The organism is Brevibacterium sediminis (genome assembly GCF_013623905.1).
GTDB lineage: Bacteria > Actinomycetota > Actinomycetes > Actinomycetales > Brevibacteriaceae > Brevibacterium > Brevibacterium sediminis.
Genome location: NZ_JABKDD010000003.1, coordinates 307383 through 324163 on the forward strand (window position 1 = coordinate 307383; position 16781 = coordinate 324163).

Here is a 16781-nt window from a genome sequence, read left to right on the forward strand (position 1 = left end):
GCCGATCTCGCTCAGCTCTCCAGGACCTCTTTGAGGATGACGCGGTAGCCCTGACGGGTGTCATAGCCGTGGATCTCACGGGTGTCGAGCGCGGACATGAAGTCGAGCACCTCGGCGGTGATGACCTGTCCGGGCACGAGCACCGGGAATCCGGGCGGATACGGAGTGACGAATCCGGCCGAGACCGGCTGTTCCCCGTTCTCGACGCGGCGTCGCAGCTCATGCGGCAGCACGTGTTCGATGTTCTGGCGACGCAGACCCGCATAGTAGGCGGTGCGCAGGTCGCCGTCGGGCAGCTGCTTCGACGGGTCGTCGGCGGGCACCTCGGCCGCGTAGTCGGGGGCGAAGGCCGAGAAGTCCGGCAGCGGGGGCATCACCGCGGCGGGTTCGGTCAGCGCATCCTGTTCCTGGAGTTCGTGCGGGTCGTTGAACTTCCCGGCCAGTTTGACCAGCACCTCGATGAGGTAGGCGACGGCCGAGCGTGAGGTGCCGATGTTCGTCATGAACAGCACCGTATTCCGGCTCGTCTTATTCACCTGGATGCCGTAGCGGTCCATGAGGTGTTCGTGCTTGAACGTGTCCCCGTCGACTCCCGTGCCCGAAATCTCGACGGTGATGCGGCTGGGATCGACGACGAATTCGTCGCGGACCCAGGCATCCCACATCGTCGACAGCCCATCGCGCAGCGGCATCGTCCGTTCGGTGACCCGGTACTCCTCGGGGATGAGATCGGCGGCGGTGAGCACCTTGAACGTCTTCTTCAGCAGCGGGTGACGCGCGATCGCCGAGGACAGGCTCATCGCCAGGTCGAGCTGCTTCTGCACGAGTGCGAACCCTTCCATCTCCACCTGCCTGCGACCGAGGTCGAGGGACGCGAGGATCTGGTAGTTCGGCGACGTCGAGGTGTGGGTCATATACGCCTCGTGGAAGGCCTCCTCGGCGCCGGTGGAGAATTCCTGATCGTAGACGTGGATCATCGACCCCTGGCGCAGCGCGGTCAGCGTCTTGTGCGTTGATTGGGTCGCGTACACGCGGATCGTGGCGTCCGGCGGCGGCAGCAGGTCTTCCTCCAGCCACACCGAATCGGGGGCGGGGGCACCGGTCTCGGGATCGAACAGGCGCTTCTGCTGATCCCGGTACGCCGCGGCATGGGCGTTGGTGGCGAGGTTCTCCTCGAGGGTCTCCGCGGCGACCATTGCGGTGCGCTTGCGGGTGACCGGGTGGAACCGGGCGAAGGCGAACCAGGCTTCGTCCCAGAGGAAGACGAGGTCGGGCTTGATCGCCAAGCATTCTGACATGACCTTGTAGGGGTCGTAGACGATTCCGTCGAAGGTGCAGTTGGTCAGGGTGATCATCCGCACCTCGTCGAGGCGGCCGGCGGCCCGGTAGTCGAGCAGCAGCTGCTTGATCCTGTTCAGCGGTACCGCCCCGTAGAAGGCGACGTCGTTGAGCGGGTACGCCTCGAGGTAGGCGGTGCGGGCGCCCGTGAGCATGAGCGCATGATGGTGAGACTTGTGGCAGTTGCGGTCGACCATGACGACCTCGTCGGGTGAGACGACTGCCTGGTGGACGATCTTGTTCGCCGTCGACGTGCCGTTCGTGACGAAGTACGTGCGCTTGGCGCCGTACGCGCGGGCCGCCAGCGACTGCGCCTTCTTCAGCGTGTGCACCGGCGCGAGCAGGGAATCGAGCTCACCGGAGGTGGCGCTGGATTCGGCGAGCAGCAGGTTGAGCCCGTAGAAGTCGACGAAGTCGCCGATCCACTTCGACCCGACGACGGAGCCGCCGCGGGAGACGGGCAGTGCGTGGAAGACACCGGCGGGACGGCGAGCGTGCTCACGGATCGCGTCGAAGAACGGAGTGTCGTAGAGGTGCTGGATGCGGCGCAGCAGGGACAGGTGGAGTTCGAACTGGTCCTCGCGGCGGAAGACGCGACGGAACCGGTGGGTCAGAGCACCTGCGAGGCTTTCGATATGGGCGCCGGCCATGAGGTAGAGGTCGAGCTCGGGGCGCAGATTCGCCAGGGTGTCTGCCAGCCGCAGCACCCGGCGCACCGAATTGAGCGGGCTCATCGGCGCCGTCGGCGACTCCTTCGTCGAGGTGTGCGCGAACTCGATGGAGTCGCGCAGGTCACGGCTGAGCACCTCGCGGGTGTTGTCGGTGAATCCGGGGCGGATGACGCAGGCGAGCAGGTTCGGGTTCGTCAGGGCCGCGGCCACCGCATCGTCGGCGGTGGGCACGATCACGTAGTCGTAGATGAACTGGTCGGAGGCGTTGCGGAGTTTGAGCAGGTCGGTGTGCAGCTCATCGCGGCCGCCCTCGGTGGTCTCATCGACGATGAGGACCTCGAATCGGGGACGGGTGTCCTGGCGGTCCTTGAGTTCGGCGCGCTCATCCTCGGTGAGGTCGTCTTCACCGGTATCGGGCACGGTGGTGCCGCGCAGCCGATTGACCGCACGCGTGATCATGTCGTGCGCGCGGTCGAATTCGCCGTTCGAGAGCAGGTCGGTGATCTCCTCGACATAGCGCTGACCGAAACCTGCCCAATAGAGCTCGATCGTCTTCAGCGAACGCAGCGAGCGCCACACCTCGCCGTCTTCGGCGATCATCGAGAAGTCCCCGCCGCTGACAGCCAGGCGTTTGATCGCGAACTTCAGGTACTCCCACGCATCCGAACGCAGCCGCCACGTGCTCGCCGGCATTCCCGGATCACGTTCGAGCTGCGCCCGGCGCGGCGTCGAGGGGGCCCCGACGCGACCGTGCCTGCGGCCGCCGCCGAGGTCGGTGGGCTCAAACTCCTGCGCCGTTGCCTGGTCGGAGTCGATTCCGGTCATGCGAGAGCCTCCTGGCTGTCCGTCTCAGTCCCCACCCCGGTCCGGTGTGGAATTCCTGCTCACGGGCTCAGTCGGCGGACCGTACTGATTCCGTTGTTGCACGATCATACGACCTCACAGTTTCGAATGGGCAGGGTGGTGGGCAGTTGAGACAACCACAGGAGGAGAAATGATGATAAGCATGGGGTATGGACACCTCCGCGTCTCTTTCTGCAGGTCATCTCATCGTCGAGGAACTCGAAGCACACGGAGTCACTCGCACTTATCTGGTTCCCGGCGAGTCGTATCTCGACGTCATCGACGGACTCCGCGATTCGGCTATCAGCCCGATCGTCTGCCGCCAAGAGGGCGGGGCCGCATACATGGCCGTCGCCGAGGGGCGGATGACCGGAGTGCCTGGAATCGCCATGGTCACGCGTGGTCCCGGTGCGGCGAACGTCAAGGTCGGCGTCCACACCGCGTACCAGGATGCGACCCCGCTCGTCGTCTTCGTCGGCCTCATCCCCACCGATCATCGCGGCCGCGAATCCTTCCAGGAGTTCGACCTGGACGGCTGGTTCTCTTCGACCGCGAAGAAGGTGCTCACCCTCGATGATCCCGATAAGGCCGCCGAGGTGGTCGTCGACGCCATGCACACCGCCGTGACCGGGCGGCCCGGTCCCGTCATCGTCGGTCTGCCCGAAGAGGTCCTCGTCCGCCCGAGTTCGGGAACGGTGCTGCCCCCACGCGTGCACGGATCGGCCTCACCGTATGCCGGGGACGTCACGGAGCTGCGTGCCCGCATCACCGCCGCCGACCGTCCCGTGCTCATCATCGGCGGCGAGGACTGGTCGCCGTCGACCTCGCGGCGCATCGCCCAATGGTCACGCGACCGCGGCCTCGGGGTGCTCGGCACCTTCCGCGCCTATGACGGCATCGACCACGACAGTCCGAACTTCCTCGGCATCTTGGGCTACGGTGCGTCCCCCGTCGCGAAGAGGGTCCTCGCCGAGGCGGACCTGCACATCTTCTTGGGCTGTGTCCGTACCGATGTGGCCACCGACGGGTTCAGCAACGGCGTCGACCAGCGCACCGTCGTCATCGGCCCCGACGCCGATGCGCACGGCCACTTCGGTCGCCTCGACCAGCACATCGTCACCTCGGTCGGCCGGTTCGCCCAATCCCTGTTCACCGAGGAGGGCACCCGCACGTATTCGGTGTCCTCCGACGGCTCGATCGACGAACCGCCGCTCGGCGATGCCCTGTCCGAAGCGGCGGGGGACGCCGTGCCGCTGCCGGGTTGGGTCGCCGAGGCCAGGACCGAACTCGAGGCGTGGCGGAAACCGCAGGTGGCAGGTTCGGGGTCGGCAGCCTCGGCGGGGTTCGTCGACATGGACGAAGCATTCGTCCATGTGCAGGACCTGCTGCCGGACGACGCAATCATCACCTACGGGGCGGGGAACTTCTCCGGGTGGGCGACCAGGTTCCTGCCCACGCACGGGTTCCCCTCGGCGCTGGGCCCGCGCAACGGATCGATGGGATTCGGTCTGCCGGCTGCGGTCGCCGCCGCGCTCGTCCATCCGGAACGGGCGGTGTTCTGCATCGCCGGTGACGGGGACTTCCTCATGAACGGGCAGGAGATGGCCACGGCCGTCCAGTACGGCGCGGACATCACCGTCGTGCTCAACGACAATTCGGTCTACGGCACGATCCGCGGTCATCAGGACCGCGAATATCCGGGCCGGGCCACGGCCACCGCACTGCAGAATCCGGACTTCGCAGCCATGGCCACGGCGTTCGGCGGGCTCGGCATCCGCGTCAAGCGGACCGAGGACTTCCGCGACGCGTTCGAGCGGGCGCTGGCACACAAGGGGCTCTCGCTCGTCCACTGCATCACGGATCCGACCGTTCGCGGGGCGCGCCTGCCGTGAACTCAGCAGCGGCCTGCCGTGAACGGTGGGGCGGCAGTCGTGCGGACCTGACTAAGGTGGCGGTATGAGAATCGACGCGATCTTCACCGACCTCGACGCATTCACCCTTGATCCGACGCGCCCGCGGGCGCAGAGGATCGGGGTGTGGGGCAACCGGATCATCGGCTTCGACGAGGAGCTCGACGGCATCGATGCCGATCGTGTCGAGTCCCTGGGCGGGGCGACGGTGCTGCCGGGCTTCAACGACGTCCACTGCCACACGACCTGGTTCGGTCTCACCCTGGCCTCGGTCGATGTCACGGCGCTGCCCGGCGGTCTGCCCGATGTGTATGCCGCACTCGAGAAGGCCGCGGCGACGACTCCGTCCGGGGAATGGATCGAAGCCACGGGGTATGCCCACCGTGACTACGACGGGCAGTACCCGGACCTGAACCGTCTTGACGAGATCACCGGGGACCGCCCCCTGTTCATGCGGCAGACGTCCGGTCATGCCGCGATCGCCAACACCGAGGCGATGCGTCGGGCGGGGATTCTGGACCCCGGCTTCGAGGAGCCGGTCGGCGGCAAGGTCGTGCGTGACGCGGCCGGACATCCGACGGGGCTGATCGAAGAGACCGCGCAGACTCTGGTGCAGGATCTCATCCGCCCGTATTCGCTCGACACCGTCGTCGACGCCCTCGATCTGGCGACGGCGTACTACGCGAAGGAAGGCATCACGTCCTTCGGCGAATGCGGTATCGCCTACGGCTGGATCGGCCACTCCCCCATTGAGATCAGCGGCTATCTGCGGGCTCGGGAGGAGGGGAAGCTGCGGGCGCGAGCGCAGCTCATGCCGCAGGCCGACGGGCTGCACCCGATCGCGGCGAACTCCGCCGACGGGTTCGGTATCGGTCTGGATGCGGGACTGCGCACCGGCCTCGGCGATGATCTCATCTCGATCGGGCCTGTGAAGTTCTTCATGGACGGGGCCCTGTCCGGCGAGACCGCGGCACTGCGGGAGAACTACGCGGGCAAGGACCACCCCGGCTATCTGCAGGACGACGCCGAGGTGCTTCGTCAGCAGATCCTCGACACCTATGCCTCCGGCTGGTCGCTGGCCGTGCATGCCATCGGTGATGCCGCCGTGGATGCTGCGATCGCCAACATCGTCGAGGCGCAGACGCGCTATGGCCGCAGGGCGGTGCCGAACCGGATCGAGCATGCCGCATTGGTCCATGACGAGCACCTGGCGACGCTGGCCGAACACGGTATCGTCGTCACCCCGCAGGCGGCGTTCGCCGACGGCATCGGGGACGGGATGAACGCTTCGCTCGGGCCGGACCGCCGGCACCTGATCTACCGGGCGAAGTCGTTCGTCGATGCGGGTGTGCCGATGGCCGGCAGCTCGGACCGGCCGTGCGCCGACGGGAATGTGCTGCGCGGGATCGAAGCCTATGTCACCCGGAAGACCCGCGACGGGGACGTCATGGGTTCGCCGGCCGAATGCTTGAGCGTCGATGAGGCGATCGCGGCTTACACGGTCGAGGCGGCGAAGGCCTCGGGCCAGGGCGCGGACAAGGGAACGCTGAGCCGAGGCAAGCTCGCCGACTTCGTCGCCCTGGAAACCCACCCGCGGGACGTGGCCCCCGACGAGATCGCACAGATCCCGGTCCGCGCGACAATCCTCGGCGGCAACTACACCCACCAAACCCCCTAGTTACTACCTGACGGCGGCCCAGCAACCTCGCGCGAGGTTGCTGGGCCGCCGTCAGGTAGTAATTAGTGGGGGAAGTCTAAGTCGGTGAGGACCTTCTCGAAGACTCCGAGGCCGCGTTCGAGGTCCTCTTCGCTGATATTGATCGGCGGGACCACGTGCAGCCGGTGGTAGTTGTTGAACGGGATGACGCCGTGCTCCTTCAGCGCCGCCACCACCGAGGCGACCTCAGGTGATCCTCCGCCGTAAGGGGCCAGCGGTTCCTTGGACTCCTTGTCCCGGACGAGTTCGATCGCCCAGAACGCTCCGGTGCCGCGGACCTCGCCGACATGCTTCGAATTCTCAGCGATCTGCCGCAGACGGGGCCCGATGACCGTCTCCCCGATATGAGCGGCGTGTTCGATCATGCCCTCCTCGGCCATCGCGTTGATCGTCGCGACCGCCGCCGCGCACGCCAGCGGATGCCCGGAGTAGGTCAGCCCGCCGGGGTAGACGCGTTCGGCGAAGGTCTCGAAAATCGCCTCGCTGATGACGACTCCGCCCAGAGGCACGTACCCGGAGTTCACGCCCTTGGCGAAGGTGATGAGATCGGGGACGATGTCGAAGTGCTCGAAGGCGAACCACTTGCCCGACCGTCCGAACCCTGCCATCACCTCGTCGGCGATGAGCACGATCCCGTGCTCGTCGCACAGCGCCCGCACACCCTGCATGTACTCCGGACTGGGTACCATGATGCCGGCTGTGCCGGGAATGGATTCGAGGATGATCGCGGCGATCGTCGCCGGTCCTTCCAGCTCAATGGTCCGACGCAGGTGCTGCAGCGCCCGTTCGGTCTCTTCAGCCTCCGTGGTGGCGTGGAACTCCGAACGGTAGAGGAAGGGCCCGAAGAAGTGGACGACGCCCGATTCTCCGGTCTCGTTCTCCCACCGGCGCGGGTCACCGGTGACGTTGACGGCAGTCTGGGTTCCACCGTGGTAGGACCGGTAGCGGGAGAGGACCTTGCGCCGCCCGGTGTGCAGACGTGCCATGCGGATGGCGTGCTCGTTCGCGTCCGCTCCGCCGTTGGTGAAGAACACGTGATCGAGCCCGGCTGGAGTGCGGTCGGTGATGAGGCGAGCTGCTTCGGAGCGGGCGGCGTTGACGGTGGCCGGGCTGATGGTGCACAGCACATCGGCTTGGTCCTTGATCGCCTGCACGACGGCCGGATGCTGGTGGCCGATGTTCGTGTTCACCAGCTGCGAGGAGAAGTCGAGGAACTCCCGACCCTCACCATCGATGACTGTCGACCCGTGGGCGCGGGCGACGGTCGGCGGGTCGATGAGTCGCTGTGCCGACCACGAGTGGAAGACGTGCGCGCGGTCGAGTTCACGGGCTCGGGCGGATTCGTCCTTGAGCGCTGCGAGGTCGATCTCGCCTGGTTGGTGCACCATTGTCACCCTTTCACTGAAGTACCGGGGATGAGCGCGGAATCCGCGCCCGTGGGCTCATCGTAGAACACATTCGACTACAGTGACGAGCATGTCTTACCGGACCATCGTCAGCCCCGTCGAGGCCGAGATCGAGATCAAGAGATCCCGTTTCCTCGCCCGCCTCTCCCCCGCCGCGGATGAGGCCGAGGCCAGGTCCGTCATCGCCGAGGCGCGCGCCGAGCATCCGAAGGCCCGCCACCATTGTTCGGCGTTCGTCCTCGACACCGATTCGCGCACTCAGCGCTTCAGCGATGACGGGGAACCGGCCGGCACTGCGGGCGCTCCGATCCTCGATGTCGTCACCGGTCATGATCTGACCTTCGTCGTCGCCGTCGTCACCCGGTATTTCGGGGGCACCCTGTTGGGCGCGGGCGGGCTCGTGCGCGCTTACGGTCAGGCCACCTCGGCGGCCGTGGATGAGGCGAGGATCGTCACCCGTCGTGAGCGTGTCCCTGTGTCCGCACACGTCGACTATGCCCAGGCCAACGCCCTGGAGCGGGCGGCCGGGAACCGGGGGTGGACGACGCGGGCCGACTACGGCGGTGAGGTCGGACTCGATGTCCTGGTCCCCCTCGCCGAGGTGGCCGACGCCGTGGCGATGTACGCCGACCTCACCGCCGGTCGGGCAGAGCCCGAGGTCGGTGAGGTCGAATGGGTGTGAGGCCGGGGATCGGCGTTCAGATCAGCGAGAGCTGATCAGTCGAGCGCGGCGATCTTCGCGACCTGGGCGTTCGTGAGCATGACGAGATCCTCGGGGCGGATCTCGATCTCGAGACCGCGACGGCCCGCCGAGACGAACACTGTCGAATGGTCGAGAGCTGTGCGGTCGACGACGACCGGCACGGCATGGCGCTGTCCGAACGGAGAGACTCCTCCGACGGGGTAGCCGGTACGACGTTCGGTTTCGGCGACGCCGGACAGCTGGGCCTTCTTCGCTCCGCGCGCGGAGGCCAGGGCCTTGAGGTCGAGCTGACCAGAGACGGGGACGAGCGCGGTCACGGGCTGCCCGTCGACCTGGATCATCAGGGTCTTGAACACCTGGTCGGAGCTGACGCCGAGTTTGTCGGCGGCCTCCGAACCGTAACGGCGGGTGGCGGGGTCGTGGTCGAAGCTGCGCAGGCTGTAGTCGATGCCTGCCAGATTGAGTACTCGCACGGCCGGGGTCGCCGCGCTGGAAGTCTTGGATGCAACTGTCATAAGGGGGTAGTGCCTCCTGCCCGCAGGTCAGCGGGGCCAGGAGGCGCAGCTTTCACGGCTCCGTGTCCCCGCATCGATACGGACGGAATGTTGTATCGGTGCTGATAGGTACCCGCCCACAATAGGCGAAGTAGGCTTGCGGACGCCAATTCCCGTGACGTCAAGTGACTCGTCGGTAAGCCCGTCAACCCCTTCGGCCGGAGACGCTCACCCCCACCCGAGTTCGTGGAGTCGGTCGTCATCGAGCCCATAGAAATGGGCGATCTCATGAACGATGGTGACGACGATCTCCTCGCGCAGGTGATCGACATCCTCGGCGAAGTCGATGAGGTTGTCACGATAGATGAAGATATTGTCGGGCATCTCGAACCCGGCGACTCCCCGCTCCCCGATCGGTGTGCCCTCATAGAGGCCGAGCAGGTGTCGATCACCGTTCTCCGGCCGATCCTCGACGAACAGGGCGACATTGTCCAGCTGTTCGGTCACCCCGGCGGGCAGCAGATCCAGGGCTTCGCCGAGGATCGCGTCGAACTCCTCATCACTCAGGGCCTCCATGCCTCCCACTCTAGCGACTCCGATCCCCTCGCCGAGGCGGCCCTGCGAAACGTCGACAAACACCGTTTCCGTCGTGTGACCGAGGACACTCCTTTTCGTTTTGCATTCCTCGAATCGGGTGGGATAAGCTTAACGTCGTTGCCCACGGGGAATCCGAGGACAACCTGGGCCCCCATCGTCTAGAGGCCTAGGACACCGCCCTTTCACGGCGGCGACACGGGTTCGAATCCCGTTGGGGGTACGGTGTAAGATCGTAAGGTCTTCCATCACAACAGCAAGGCCCTGTGGCGCAGTTGGTTAGCGCGCCGCCCTGTCACGGCGGAGGTCGCGGGTTCGAGTCCCGTCAGGGTCGCGGAGCATAAGGCTCTTCTTCGGAAGAGCCTTTGTTTCTCTCGACATACTTCTTCAGTATGTCGGCGGCTCGGCTCTGTAGCTCAGTTGGTAGAGCGTTCGACTGAAAATCGAAAGGTCACCGGATCGACGCCGGTCGGAGCCACAACACGGAAGCCCCGCTTCCCCAGTGAAAACTGGGAAGCGGGGCTTCTTCGCGTCTGCGGGCACCTCTTGAAATCCGAATCAACTGGAGTAGGTTGAAGGTGAGTTCGATGACCCGCCCACGTCGTGGTGGTGCGGGGTGAAAGGAGAGCACGATGACGAACAATCCGACGATTCAGGAACTCAGCCACGAGGACAGGGCTTTCCCACCCCCAGCGGACTTCGCCGCCGCAGCCAATGCCCAGGCTGTCGAATACGAGAAGGCGGCCGCCGACCGCATCGGCTATTGGGAGGAGCAGGCACAGCGGATCAGCTGGGAGACTCCCTTCAACACGGTCCTCGACTGGTCGGAGAAGCCCTTCGCGAAGTGGTTCACCGGCGGCAGGCTCAACGCCTCCTACAACTGCGTCGACCGCCATGTCGAGAACGGCCTCGGCGATCGTGTGGCCTACTACTTCGAAGGCGAATCCGGCGATACCCGCACCATCACGTACTCCGATCTTCTGCGCGAGGTCTCAAAGACCGCGAATGCCCTCGCCGAACTCGGGGTCAAGACCGGCGACCGCGTCGCCATCTACATGCCGATGATCCCGGAGACGGTGTTCGCCATGCTGGCCTGCGCCCGCCTCGGTGCCCCGCACACCGTCATCTTCGGCGGATTCTCCGCTTCGGCGATCGCCGACCGCGTCAAGGACTGCGGAGTCGAATTCGTCATCACCGCAGACGGCGGCTATCGCAAGGGCAAGCCCTCGGGTCTCAAATCCGTCGTCGATGAGGCGATGGAGGACTGCCCCGAGGTGCGCAATGTCCTCGTCGTCCGCCGTACCGGCCAGGACGTGGACTGGAACGGCGACCGTGATCTGTGGTGGCACGAGGTCGTCGATCGGCAGCCGGAGACGCACACTCCAGACGCCTTCGATTCCGAACATCCGCTCTACATCATGTACTCCTCGGGAACGACCGGAAAGCCCAAGGGCATCATGCACACCACCGGCGGCTACCTCGTCGGCGCTTCCTTCACCCATTGGGCGGTCTTCGACATCAAACCCGAGACGGACGTCTACTGGACGGCCGCAGACATCGGCTGGGTGACCGGCCATTCGTACATCGTCTACGGTCCGCTGGCCAATGGGGCCACCTCGGTGCTCTATGAGGGCACCCCGGACACACCGCACCGGGGCCGGTGGTGGGAGATCGTGCAGAAGTACAAGGTCTCCATCCTCTACTGCGCGCCCACGGCGATCCGCTCGTTCATGAAATGGGGCCGCGACATCCCCGCGCAGTACGACCTGTCCAGCCTGCGTCTGCTCGGCAGCGTCGGTGAGCCGATCAATCCCGAAGCGTGGATGTGGTACCGCGAGCACATCGGCGGGAACCGCTGCCCTGTCGTCGACACCTGGTGGCAGACGGAGAACGGCAGCATCCTCATCAGCCCTCTGCCGGGCGTGACCGAGACGAAGCCGGGTTCGGCGATGCGTCCGCTGCCCGGCATCGTCGCCGACGTCTACGACGATGAGGGCAATTCCGTCGAACCCGGAAACGGCGGCTACCTCGTCATCAAGGAGCCGTGGCCGTCGATGCTGCGCACCCTATGGGGCGATGAGGAACGGTTCAAGAAGACCTACTGGTCGCAGTACCCGGAGGTGTACTTCGCCGGGGACGGTGCGAAGATCGACCGCGACGGTGATTTCTGGGTCCTCGGCCGCGTCGACGACGTCCTCAACGTCTCCGGTCACCGGATGTCGACCGCGGAGATCGAGTCCGCCCTCGTCGCTCATCCGAAAGTCGCCGAGGCGGCCGTGGTCGGGGCCGCTGATGAGATGACAGGGCAGGCGATCGAGGCCTTCGTCATCCTCCGGGAGAGCGCGCACGACGGCGGGGACAATGTCGTGGGTGAGCTGCGAAGTCATGTGCGGTCCTCGATCGGACCGATCGCGACTCCCCGTTCGATCATGATCGTGCCCGATCTGCCGAAGACCCGGTCGGGCAAGATCATGCGACGGCTGCTCAAGGACGTGGCCGAGAATCGCGAGGTCGGCGATGTCACGACCCTCGCGGACTCCTCGGTGATGGACCTCATCCAGAAAGGCATGAAGGAGAGCTGACCTTCCCAGGCGACGGGCGATTGGCTAACCCGCCCTTGCGTGACCCACGGCACACTGATGTACTGTTGAGTAACATCTCGTGAGGTCCGCTTGGGCGGTTTCTGCTCGCGAGGAACAGCACTGACGCCTAACTGCAAGGACGCACAGACATGACGCGTGGAACGAAGATCGCCGGCAACCGCATCCTCATCACAGGGGCCGGAAGCGGAATCGGCAGACTCATGGCTCTGGACGCGGCGGCCCGCGGCGCAGCCGAGGTCATCATCTGGGACCTCTCGGACGAACGCGGGGACGCGGTGCGCGCCGAGGTGGAGGCCGCTGGAACCAGGGCCCGATCCTTCACCCTCAATGTCGGTGATGCCGACCAGGTTGCCGCCATGGCCGAGCAGACCGGTCAGATCGACATCCTCGTCAACTGCGCCGGCATCGTCTCCGGCAAGAAGCTTCTCGACATGGAGGAAGCGGCGATCCGTCGCCTCTACGACGTCAACACCTTCGCCCTGTACTGGACGACCCAGGCCTTCCTACCCGGAATGATCGAACGCGACCGCGGTTCGGTGGTCACCATCGCCAGCGCTGCCGGCCTGACCGGAGTCGCTCGACAGACCGACTACTCGGCGAGCAAATGGGCGGCGGTGGGCTTCACCGAGTCACTGCGCGGAGAGCTGCGCGCCGACGGCAGCCGGGTCAATACGCTTGCCGTGTGCCCCTTCTATATCAATACGGGCATGTTCAAGGGAGTGCAGACGAAATTCCCCCGCCTGCTCCCGATCCTCGAAGAGAACGATGTGGCCACGCGGGTCCTCGACTCCGTCGAATCCGGTCGTGAGCAGCTGGTCATGCCCTCACTCGTCCGCCTGGTTCCGGGTGCCCGCCTCCTGCCGACCCGCGCTTTCGACAAGGTCATGGACTTCCTCGGCGTCAACCAGACGATGGACCACTTCACCGGTCGCACCGGTCCGAACCGGACGCACCGGTCACCAGAGGGAGACGTGCCGGTCACCGTCGCACGTCACTAGGCGGCACATCCTCGGCGCTGGTCCACAATGGAATCGGGGTGCGAAGGAAAGGAGCCGCCATGACGACGACCGATCTCGTTCTCGAGGGCGGCGGTGCAAAGCTGCCGGGCCTGGTCGGCGCGGTCGAAGCTCTCGCCGACAGCGGCTTCGACTTCCACCGGATCGCCGGCACCTCGGCCGGGGCCATCGTCGGTGCGCTCACCGCGGCGGGCATCGGCCCGCAGACTCTGCGGCAGAAGGTCCTCGAACAGGATTTCACCGAGTTCGAGGACCTTTCTGCTGCCTTCCGCCTCGTCCCCTGGTTGGGGCGGGTGCAGGGACTGCTGCTGCACAAGGGGATGTATGCGGGGCAGGCGCTCCACGATTTCCTCGCCACAGCATTGGCCGATCAGGGGGTGCGCACATGGGGTGACCTCAAGCTCAACGATCCGGATAGCGCAATTCCGCCGAAACGGTCGTATCGCCTCGTCGTCATCGTCTCCGACGTCTCCCGCGGCCGCATGCTCCGTCTCCCCTGGGACTACGAGGAGGCCCTCGGCGTCGATGCGGACAGTCAGTCCGTCGCCGAGGCGGTGTGCGCCTCGGCGGCCAGCCCGTTCTTCTTCCGTCCGCGGGCTCTGCCCGCCCGGCCGAATGTGGCCGGTGGAGACTCCGTGCTCGGTGCCGACGGCGGACTGCTCTCGAACTTCCCCGTCGACGTCTTCGACCGCAAGGATGCGCTGCCAGCACGGTGGCCGACCTTCGGCGTCATGCTCTCGGCCCGGCGGACGGCGGCCGCGGAATGGCGGCCCAACGCGACGACCTTCCAATACGCGAAGTCCCTGTTGTCAACGATGATCAACGCGCACGACCGGCGGCACATCGACGACCCTTCGGTGACCGAAAGGACGGTGTTCGTCGACACGACCGGCCACAGCAGTACGGACTTCGCTTTGACGACGGCCGACAAACTCGATCTCATCTCGTCGGGCCGAATGGCCGGAGAGAAGTTTCTGGCGCACTGGGATTGGCAGGAGTGGAAGGACCGCTTTGACCGGAAATGATTCTGTCCCCCATGGCCTGCGACGGATCGACGTGTAAGAATGAGGGCCCGAACCTGATTGCGAGCGAAGGAGAGATCATGAGCGAGTTCGATTCGGACGCGGCCGACCGGCTGGAAGACGACCCCATCCTCGACGATCCCGAACTCGACGATCCGACGGCCGAAGAGTTGGATGATCCCGAACTCACCGCCGCCGAAGCAGAGGCCGACCAGGTCGACGTCGACTCCGGCATCGACGATGAGCCCGCCGAGCCGACCGTCGAGCCCGGTGCCGAAGGGCCGGAAGGCACGGGCATCGAAGGGGCCGACGATGCTCTCATCGACGACGCCGGCTGGGACGACGAGAACGAGGCTCCCGGTCTCTCCGACGAGTTCAACACCGATCAGTCACCTGCCGCGGAACAGGGCAATCGTGTCGGCGACGAGATGGTCTCCGACGATGATGACGAATTCGAAGTCGCCGAGCTGGATGGCGACGACCTCGATGTCGATGCCCTGGCCGACGACGGAACCGAAGAGGTCTCGGTCATCGACGGGATGCCCGAAGTCATCGACGACTCGTACCAGGAGGACTGAGCTCCACCCCCTCCGCTTGCGGCAGGCTCCCATGTGTTAGGACTGAAGGGGAAAGGAGCCGCCCATGCCACCCGGATCCCCGCGTCGCCGATCGACGTCCACCGCCAGCACGAACTTCGAACTCCCCCACGTCGGCACGGGTCGCCCCGTCCACCGCCTCGGCATCATCGCCACGGTCGCCACCTTCGGCGGGCTGCTCTTCGGCTATGACACCGGAGTCGTCAACGGAGCCCTCGAACCCCTAAGCGAGGACTTCGGCCTGACCGCGCTGAGCGAAGGCCTCGTCGTCGCCTCTCTCATGGTCGGCGCCGCCTTCGGTGCGGTCTTCGGCGGTCGAGTCGCCGATGCCTGGGGCCGTCGCAAGACGATCCTGCTCCTGGCCGGAGTCTTCATCATCGGCACCCTCGGCTGCGTGCTCGCGCCCGGGGCGGAGTTCCTCATCGGCGCCCGCTTCGTCCTCGGACTCGCAGTCGGCGGTGCCTCGGCGACGGTGCCCGTCTATCTCGGTGAGATCGCCCCGTCGGAGAAGCGCGGCAGCTACGTCACCCGCAATGAGCTCATGATCGTCGGCGGTCAGCTTGCGGCGTTCGTCATCAACGCCGTGATCTTCAACTTCTTCGGGCATGTCGACTCGATCTGGCGGTGGATGCTGCTCGTTGCCCTGGTGCCAGCGATCGCCCTCCTCGTGGGCATGATCTTCCAACCCGAGAGCCCGCGCTGGCTGATCTCGCAGGGACGCACCGAGGAAGCTCTGGCCGTGCTCAAGCAGGTCCGCTCCCCCGAACGTGCCGAGGCCGAGATCGACGAGGTCACCCACCTCGCAGCCGAGGATGCGAAGGAGGCCACGGGCGGGCTCTCCGACCTCGGCACCCGGTGGGTGCTGCGACTGGTGATCATCGGTGCCGGACTCGGCTTCTTCCAGCAGCTGACCGGAATCAACTCGGTCATGTACTACGGAACTCAGCTGCTCACGAGCGCGGGCCTGGATTCCGGTGTCGCCATCATCGGCAACATCGCCAACGGCGTGTTCTCCCTGGCCGGCATCTCCTTGGGCATGTATCTGCTGAATAAGCTGCCGCGCCGGGTCATGTTCCTCACCGGCTACGCCCTCATCGCGGTCTTCCACACGCTCATCGCCCTGACCGCGGTCATCGTTCCTCCCGGACCGGCACAGGCGTGGACGGTGCTCGCGTTCCTCGTCCTCTTCGTCTTCTCCATGCAGGGAACGGTCGGCCCGCTGACCTGGCTGATGCTCTCGGAGATCTTCCCGATGAAGATCCGCAGCTTCGCAATGGGCATCTGCGTGTTCGTGCTGTGGATCATGAACGCCATCGTCGCCCAGTTCTTCCCGCCGCTCATCGAGGCTTTGGGCATGACGGCGACCTTCGGCATGTTCGCCGGCCTCGCCGTGATCGCCTTCGTCTTCCTGGCACTGATGCTGCCGGAGACGAAGGACAAGGACCTCGCGGAGTTCGAACGCGAATTCAAAGCCGAGTACGGACGCAGATAAGGAGCCTCCATGTCAGTCGCCGTCGCCGTCACCGACAGTCCCGAGGGTCGGCTTGCCCTCCAATCGGCCGTCGCCGAGGCGCAGAACCTCGGCACCGGGCTGCTGCTCATCAACCTCACCCTCCATGACTTCACCGAGGATGAGATTCCCTCCGGGCTCGAGGTCACCGTCATCAATCGGTCCGGCCGCGGCGATCGCGACCCGGTCACCGCCGTCATCGACGAACTGAGCGATCACGCGGAGGTCGATCGCCTCGTCCTCGGTGTCCGTGCCCGATCGCGCGTGGGCAAGATGATCCTCGGGTCGGTCGCGCAGCGGCTCATCCTCCGCTCCCCCGTGCCCGTGCTCACCGTCCGGCAGGACGGGCGCTGACGCT

Annotated in this window: 13 protein-coding genes and 3 tRNA genes; 12 read left to right on the forward strand and 4 right to left on the reverse strand. The window is 65.7% G+C overall.

The features are described 5' to 3' along the window. Positions 1 to 11: 11 nt before the first annotated feature. The gene (locus HK108_RS07515) at positions 12 to 2834 is read right to left on the reverse strand and encodes an aminotransferase class I/II-fold pyridoxal phosphate-dependent enzyme (RefSeq protein WP_181271024.1); all 2823 of its coding nucleotides are present in this window, start codon (positions 2832 to 2834) and stop codon (positions 12 to 14) included. Positions 2835 to 3022: 188 nt separating this feature from the next. On the opposite strand from HK108_RS07515, the gene HK108_RS07520 reads away from it, so the two are divergent. Then, a complete protein-coding gene (locus HK108_RS07520; protein WP_181271025.1) occupies positions 3023 to 4744 on the forward strand; it encodes a thiamine pyrophosphate-dependent enzyme in 1722 nt (573 codons plus the stop codon). 64 nt (positions 4745 to 4808) lie between these two features. Next, positions 4809 to 6440, forward strand: coding sequence for an amidohydrolase (locus HK108_RS07525; RefSeq protein WP_181271026.1), 1632 nt, complete (start codon positions 4809 to 4811; stop codon positions 6438 to 6440). A 62-nt stretch (positions 6441 to 6502) separates the two neighbouring features. On the opposite strand, the gene HK108_RS07530 is transcribed toward HK108_RS07525, so the two are convergent. After that, complete coding sequence (locus HK108_RS07530) at positions 6503 to 7867, reverse strand: aspartate aminotransferase family protein (RefSeq protein ID WP_181271027.1); 1365 nt, start codon at positions 7865 to 7867, stop codon at positions 6503 to 6505. An 88-nt stretch (positions 7868 to 7955) separates the two neighbouring features. Between HK108_RS07530 and HK108_RS07535 the strand changes: the two genes are divergently transcribed. Further along, the gene (locus HK108_RS07535; RefSeq protein WP_139907055.1) at positions 7956 to 8567 is read left to right on the forward strand and encodes a YigZ family protein; all 612 of its coding nucleotides are present in this window, start codon (positions 7956 to 7958) and stop codon (positions 8565 to 8567) included. Positions 8568 to 8602: 35 nt separating this feature from the next. Here HK108_RS07535 and ybaK read toward each other — a convergent pair whose 3' ends face one another. After that, on the reverse strand, positions 8603 to 9103 hold the full coding sequence (gene ybaK, locus HK108_RS07540) for a Cys-tRNA(Pro) deacylase (protein ID WP_101546357.1): 501 nt from the start codon (positions 9101 to 9103) through the stop codon (positions 8603 to 8605). Positions 9104 to 9310: 207 nt separating this feature from the next. Further along, positions 9311 to 9658, reverse strand: a complete 348-nt coding sequence (locus HK108_RS07545) for a metallopeptidase family protein (RefSeq protein WP_181271028.1) — start codon at positions 9656 to 9658, stop codon at positions 9311 to 9313. 168 nt (positions 9659 to 9826) lie between these two features. Between HK108_RS07545 and HK108_RS07550 the strand changes: the two genes are divergently transcribed. The 9 genes from HK108_RS07550 (at position 9827) to HK108_RS07590 (ending at position 16777) form a co-directional block, all read left to right on the forward strand. Then, positions 9827 to 9899: transfer RNA gene (locus HK108_RS07550), tRNA-Glu, on the forward strand. A gap of 37 nt (positions 9900 to 9936) precedes the next feature. Then, positions 9937 to 10010, forward strand: a tRNA-Asp gene (locus tag HK108_RS07555). A 71-nt stretch (positions 10011 to 10081) separates the two neighbouring features. After that, positions 10082 to 10154 (forward strand) — tRNA-Phe (locus tag HK108_RS07560). A gap of 154 nt (positions 10155 to 10308) precedes the next feature. Continuing rightward, complete coding sequence (gene acs, locus HK108_RS07565; protein WP_181271029.1) at positions 10309 to 12258, forward strand: acetate--CoA ligase; 1950 nt, start codon at positions 10309 to 10311, stop codon at positions 12256 to 12258. A gap of 149 nt (positions 12259 to 12407) precedes the next feature. Then, positions 12408 to 13277, forward strand: coding sequence for an SDR family oxidoreductase (locus tag HK108_RS07570; protein ID WP_139907048.1), 870 nt, complete (start codon positions 12408 to 12410; stop codon positions 13275 to 13277). Between the two features lie 59 nt (positions 13278 to 13336). Then, positions 13337 to 14320, forward strand: a complete 984-nt coding sequence (locus HK108_RS07575; protein ID WP_181271030.1) for a patatin-like phospholipase family protein — start codon at positions 13337 to 13339, stop codon at positions 14318 to 14320. Between the two features lie 77 nt (positions 14321 to 14397). After that, positions 14398 to 14895, forward strand: a complete 498-nt coding sequence (locus HK108_RS07580) for a hypothetical protein (RefSeq protein ID WP_139469186.1) — start codon at positions 14398 to 14400, stop codon at positions 14893 to 14895. A gap of 64 nt (positions 14896 to 14959) precedes the next feature. Further along, entirely contained in the window at positions 14960 to 16405 is a 1446-nt protein-coding gene (locus tag HK108_RS07585) for a sugar porter family MFS transporter (protein WP_139469184.1), read from the forward strand. 9 nt (positions 16406 to 16414) lie between these two features. Continuing rightward, complete coding sequence (locus tag HK108_RS07590; protein WP_139469183.1) at positions 16415 to 16777, forward strand: universal stress protein; 363 nt, start codon at positions 16415 to 16417, stop codon at positions 16775 to 16777. The last annotated feature ends 4 nt before the right edge of the window (positions 16778 to 16781 follow it).

What these genes read in the sequence shown, in the direction of transcription:
- HK108_RS07515 (WP_181271024.1), bottom strand. Translation starts at nt 2,834, where the DNA reads ATGACCGGAATCGACTCCGACCAGGCAACGGCGCAGGAGTTTGAGCCC.
- HK108_RS07520 (WP_181271025.1), top strand. Translation starts at nt 3,023, where the DNA reads ATGGACACCTCCGCGTCTCTTTCTGCAGGTCATCTCATCGTCGAGGAA.
- HK108_RS07525 (WP_181271026.1), top strand. Translation starts at nt 4,809, where the DNA reads ATGAGAATCGACGCGATCTTCACCGACCTCGACGCATTCACCCTTGAT.
- HK108_RS07530 (WP_181271027.1), bottom strand. Translation starts at nt 7,867, where the DNA reads ATGGTGCACCAACCAGGCGAGATCGACCTCGCAGCGCTCAAGGACGAA.
- HK108_RS07535 (WP_139907055.1), top strand. Translation starts at nt 7,956, where the DNA reads ATGTCTTACCGGACCATCGTCAGCCCCGTCGAGGCCGAGATCGAGATC.
- ybaK (WP_101546357.1), bottom strand. Translation starts at nt 9,103, where the DNA reads ATGACAGTTGCATCCAAGACTTCCAGCGCGGCGACCCCGGCCGTGCGA.
- HK108_RS07545 (WP_181271028.1), bottom strand. Translation starts at nt 9,658, where the DNA reads ATGGAGGCCCTGAGTGATGAGGAGTTCGACGCGATCCTCGGCGAAGCC.
- acs (WP_181271029.1), top strand. Translation starts at nt 10,309, where the DNA reads ATGACGAACAATCCGACGATTCAGGAACTCAGCCACGAGGACAGGGCT.
- HK108_RS07570 (WP_139907048.1), top strand. Translation starts at nt 12,408, where the DNA reads ATGACGCGTGGAACGAAGATCGCCGGCAACCGCATCCTCATCACAGGG.
- HK108_RS07575 (WP_181271030.1), top strand. Translation starts at nt 13,337, where the DNA reads ATGACGACGACCGATCTCGTTCTCGAGGGCGGCGGTGCAAAGCTGCCG.
- HK108_RS07580 (WP_139469186.1), top strand. Translation starts at nt 14,398, where the DNA reads ATGAGCGAGTTCGATTCGGACGCGGCCGACCGGCTGGAAGACGACCCC.
- HK108_RS07585 (WP_139469184.1), top strand. Translation starts at nt 14,960, where the DNA reads ATGCCACCCGGATCCCCGCGTCGCCGATCGACGTCCACCGCCAGCACG.
- HK108_RS07590 (WP_139469183.1), top strand. Translation starts at nt 16,415, where the DNA reads ATGTCAGTCGCCGTCGCCGTCACCGACAGTCCCGAGGGTCGGCTTGCC.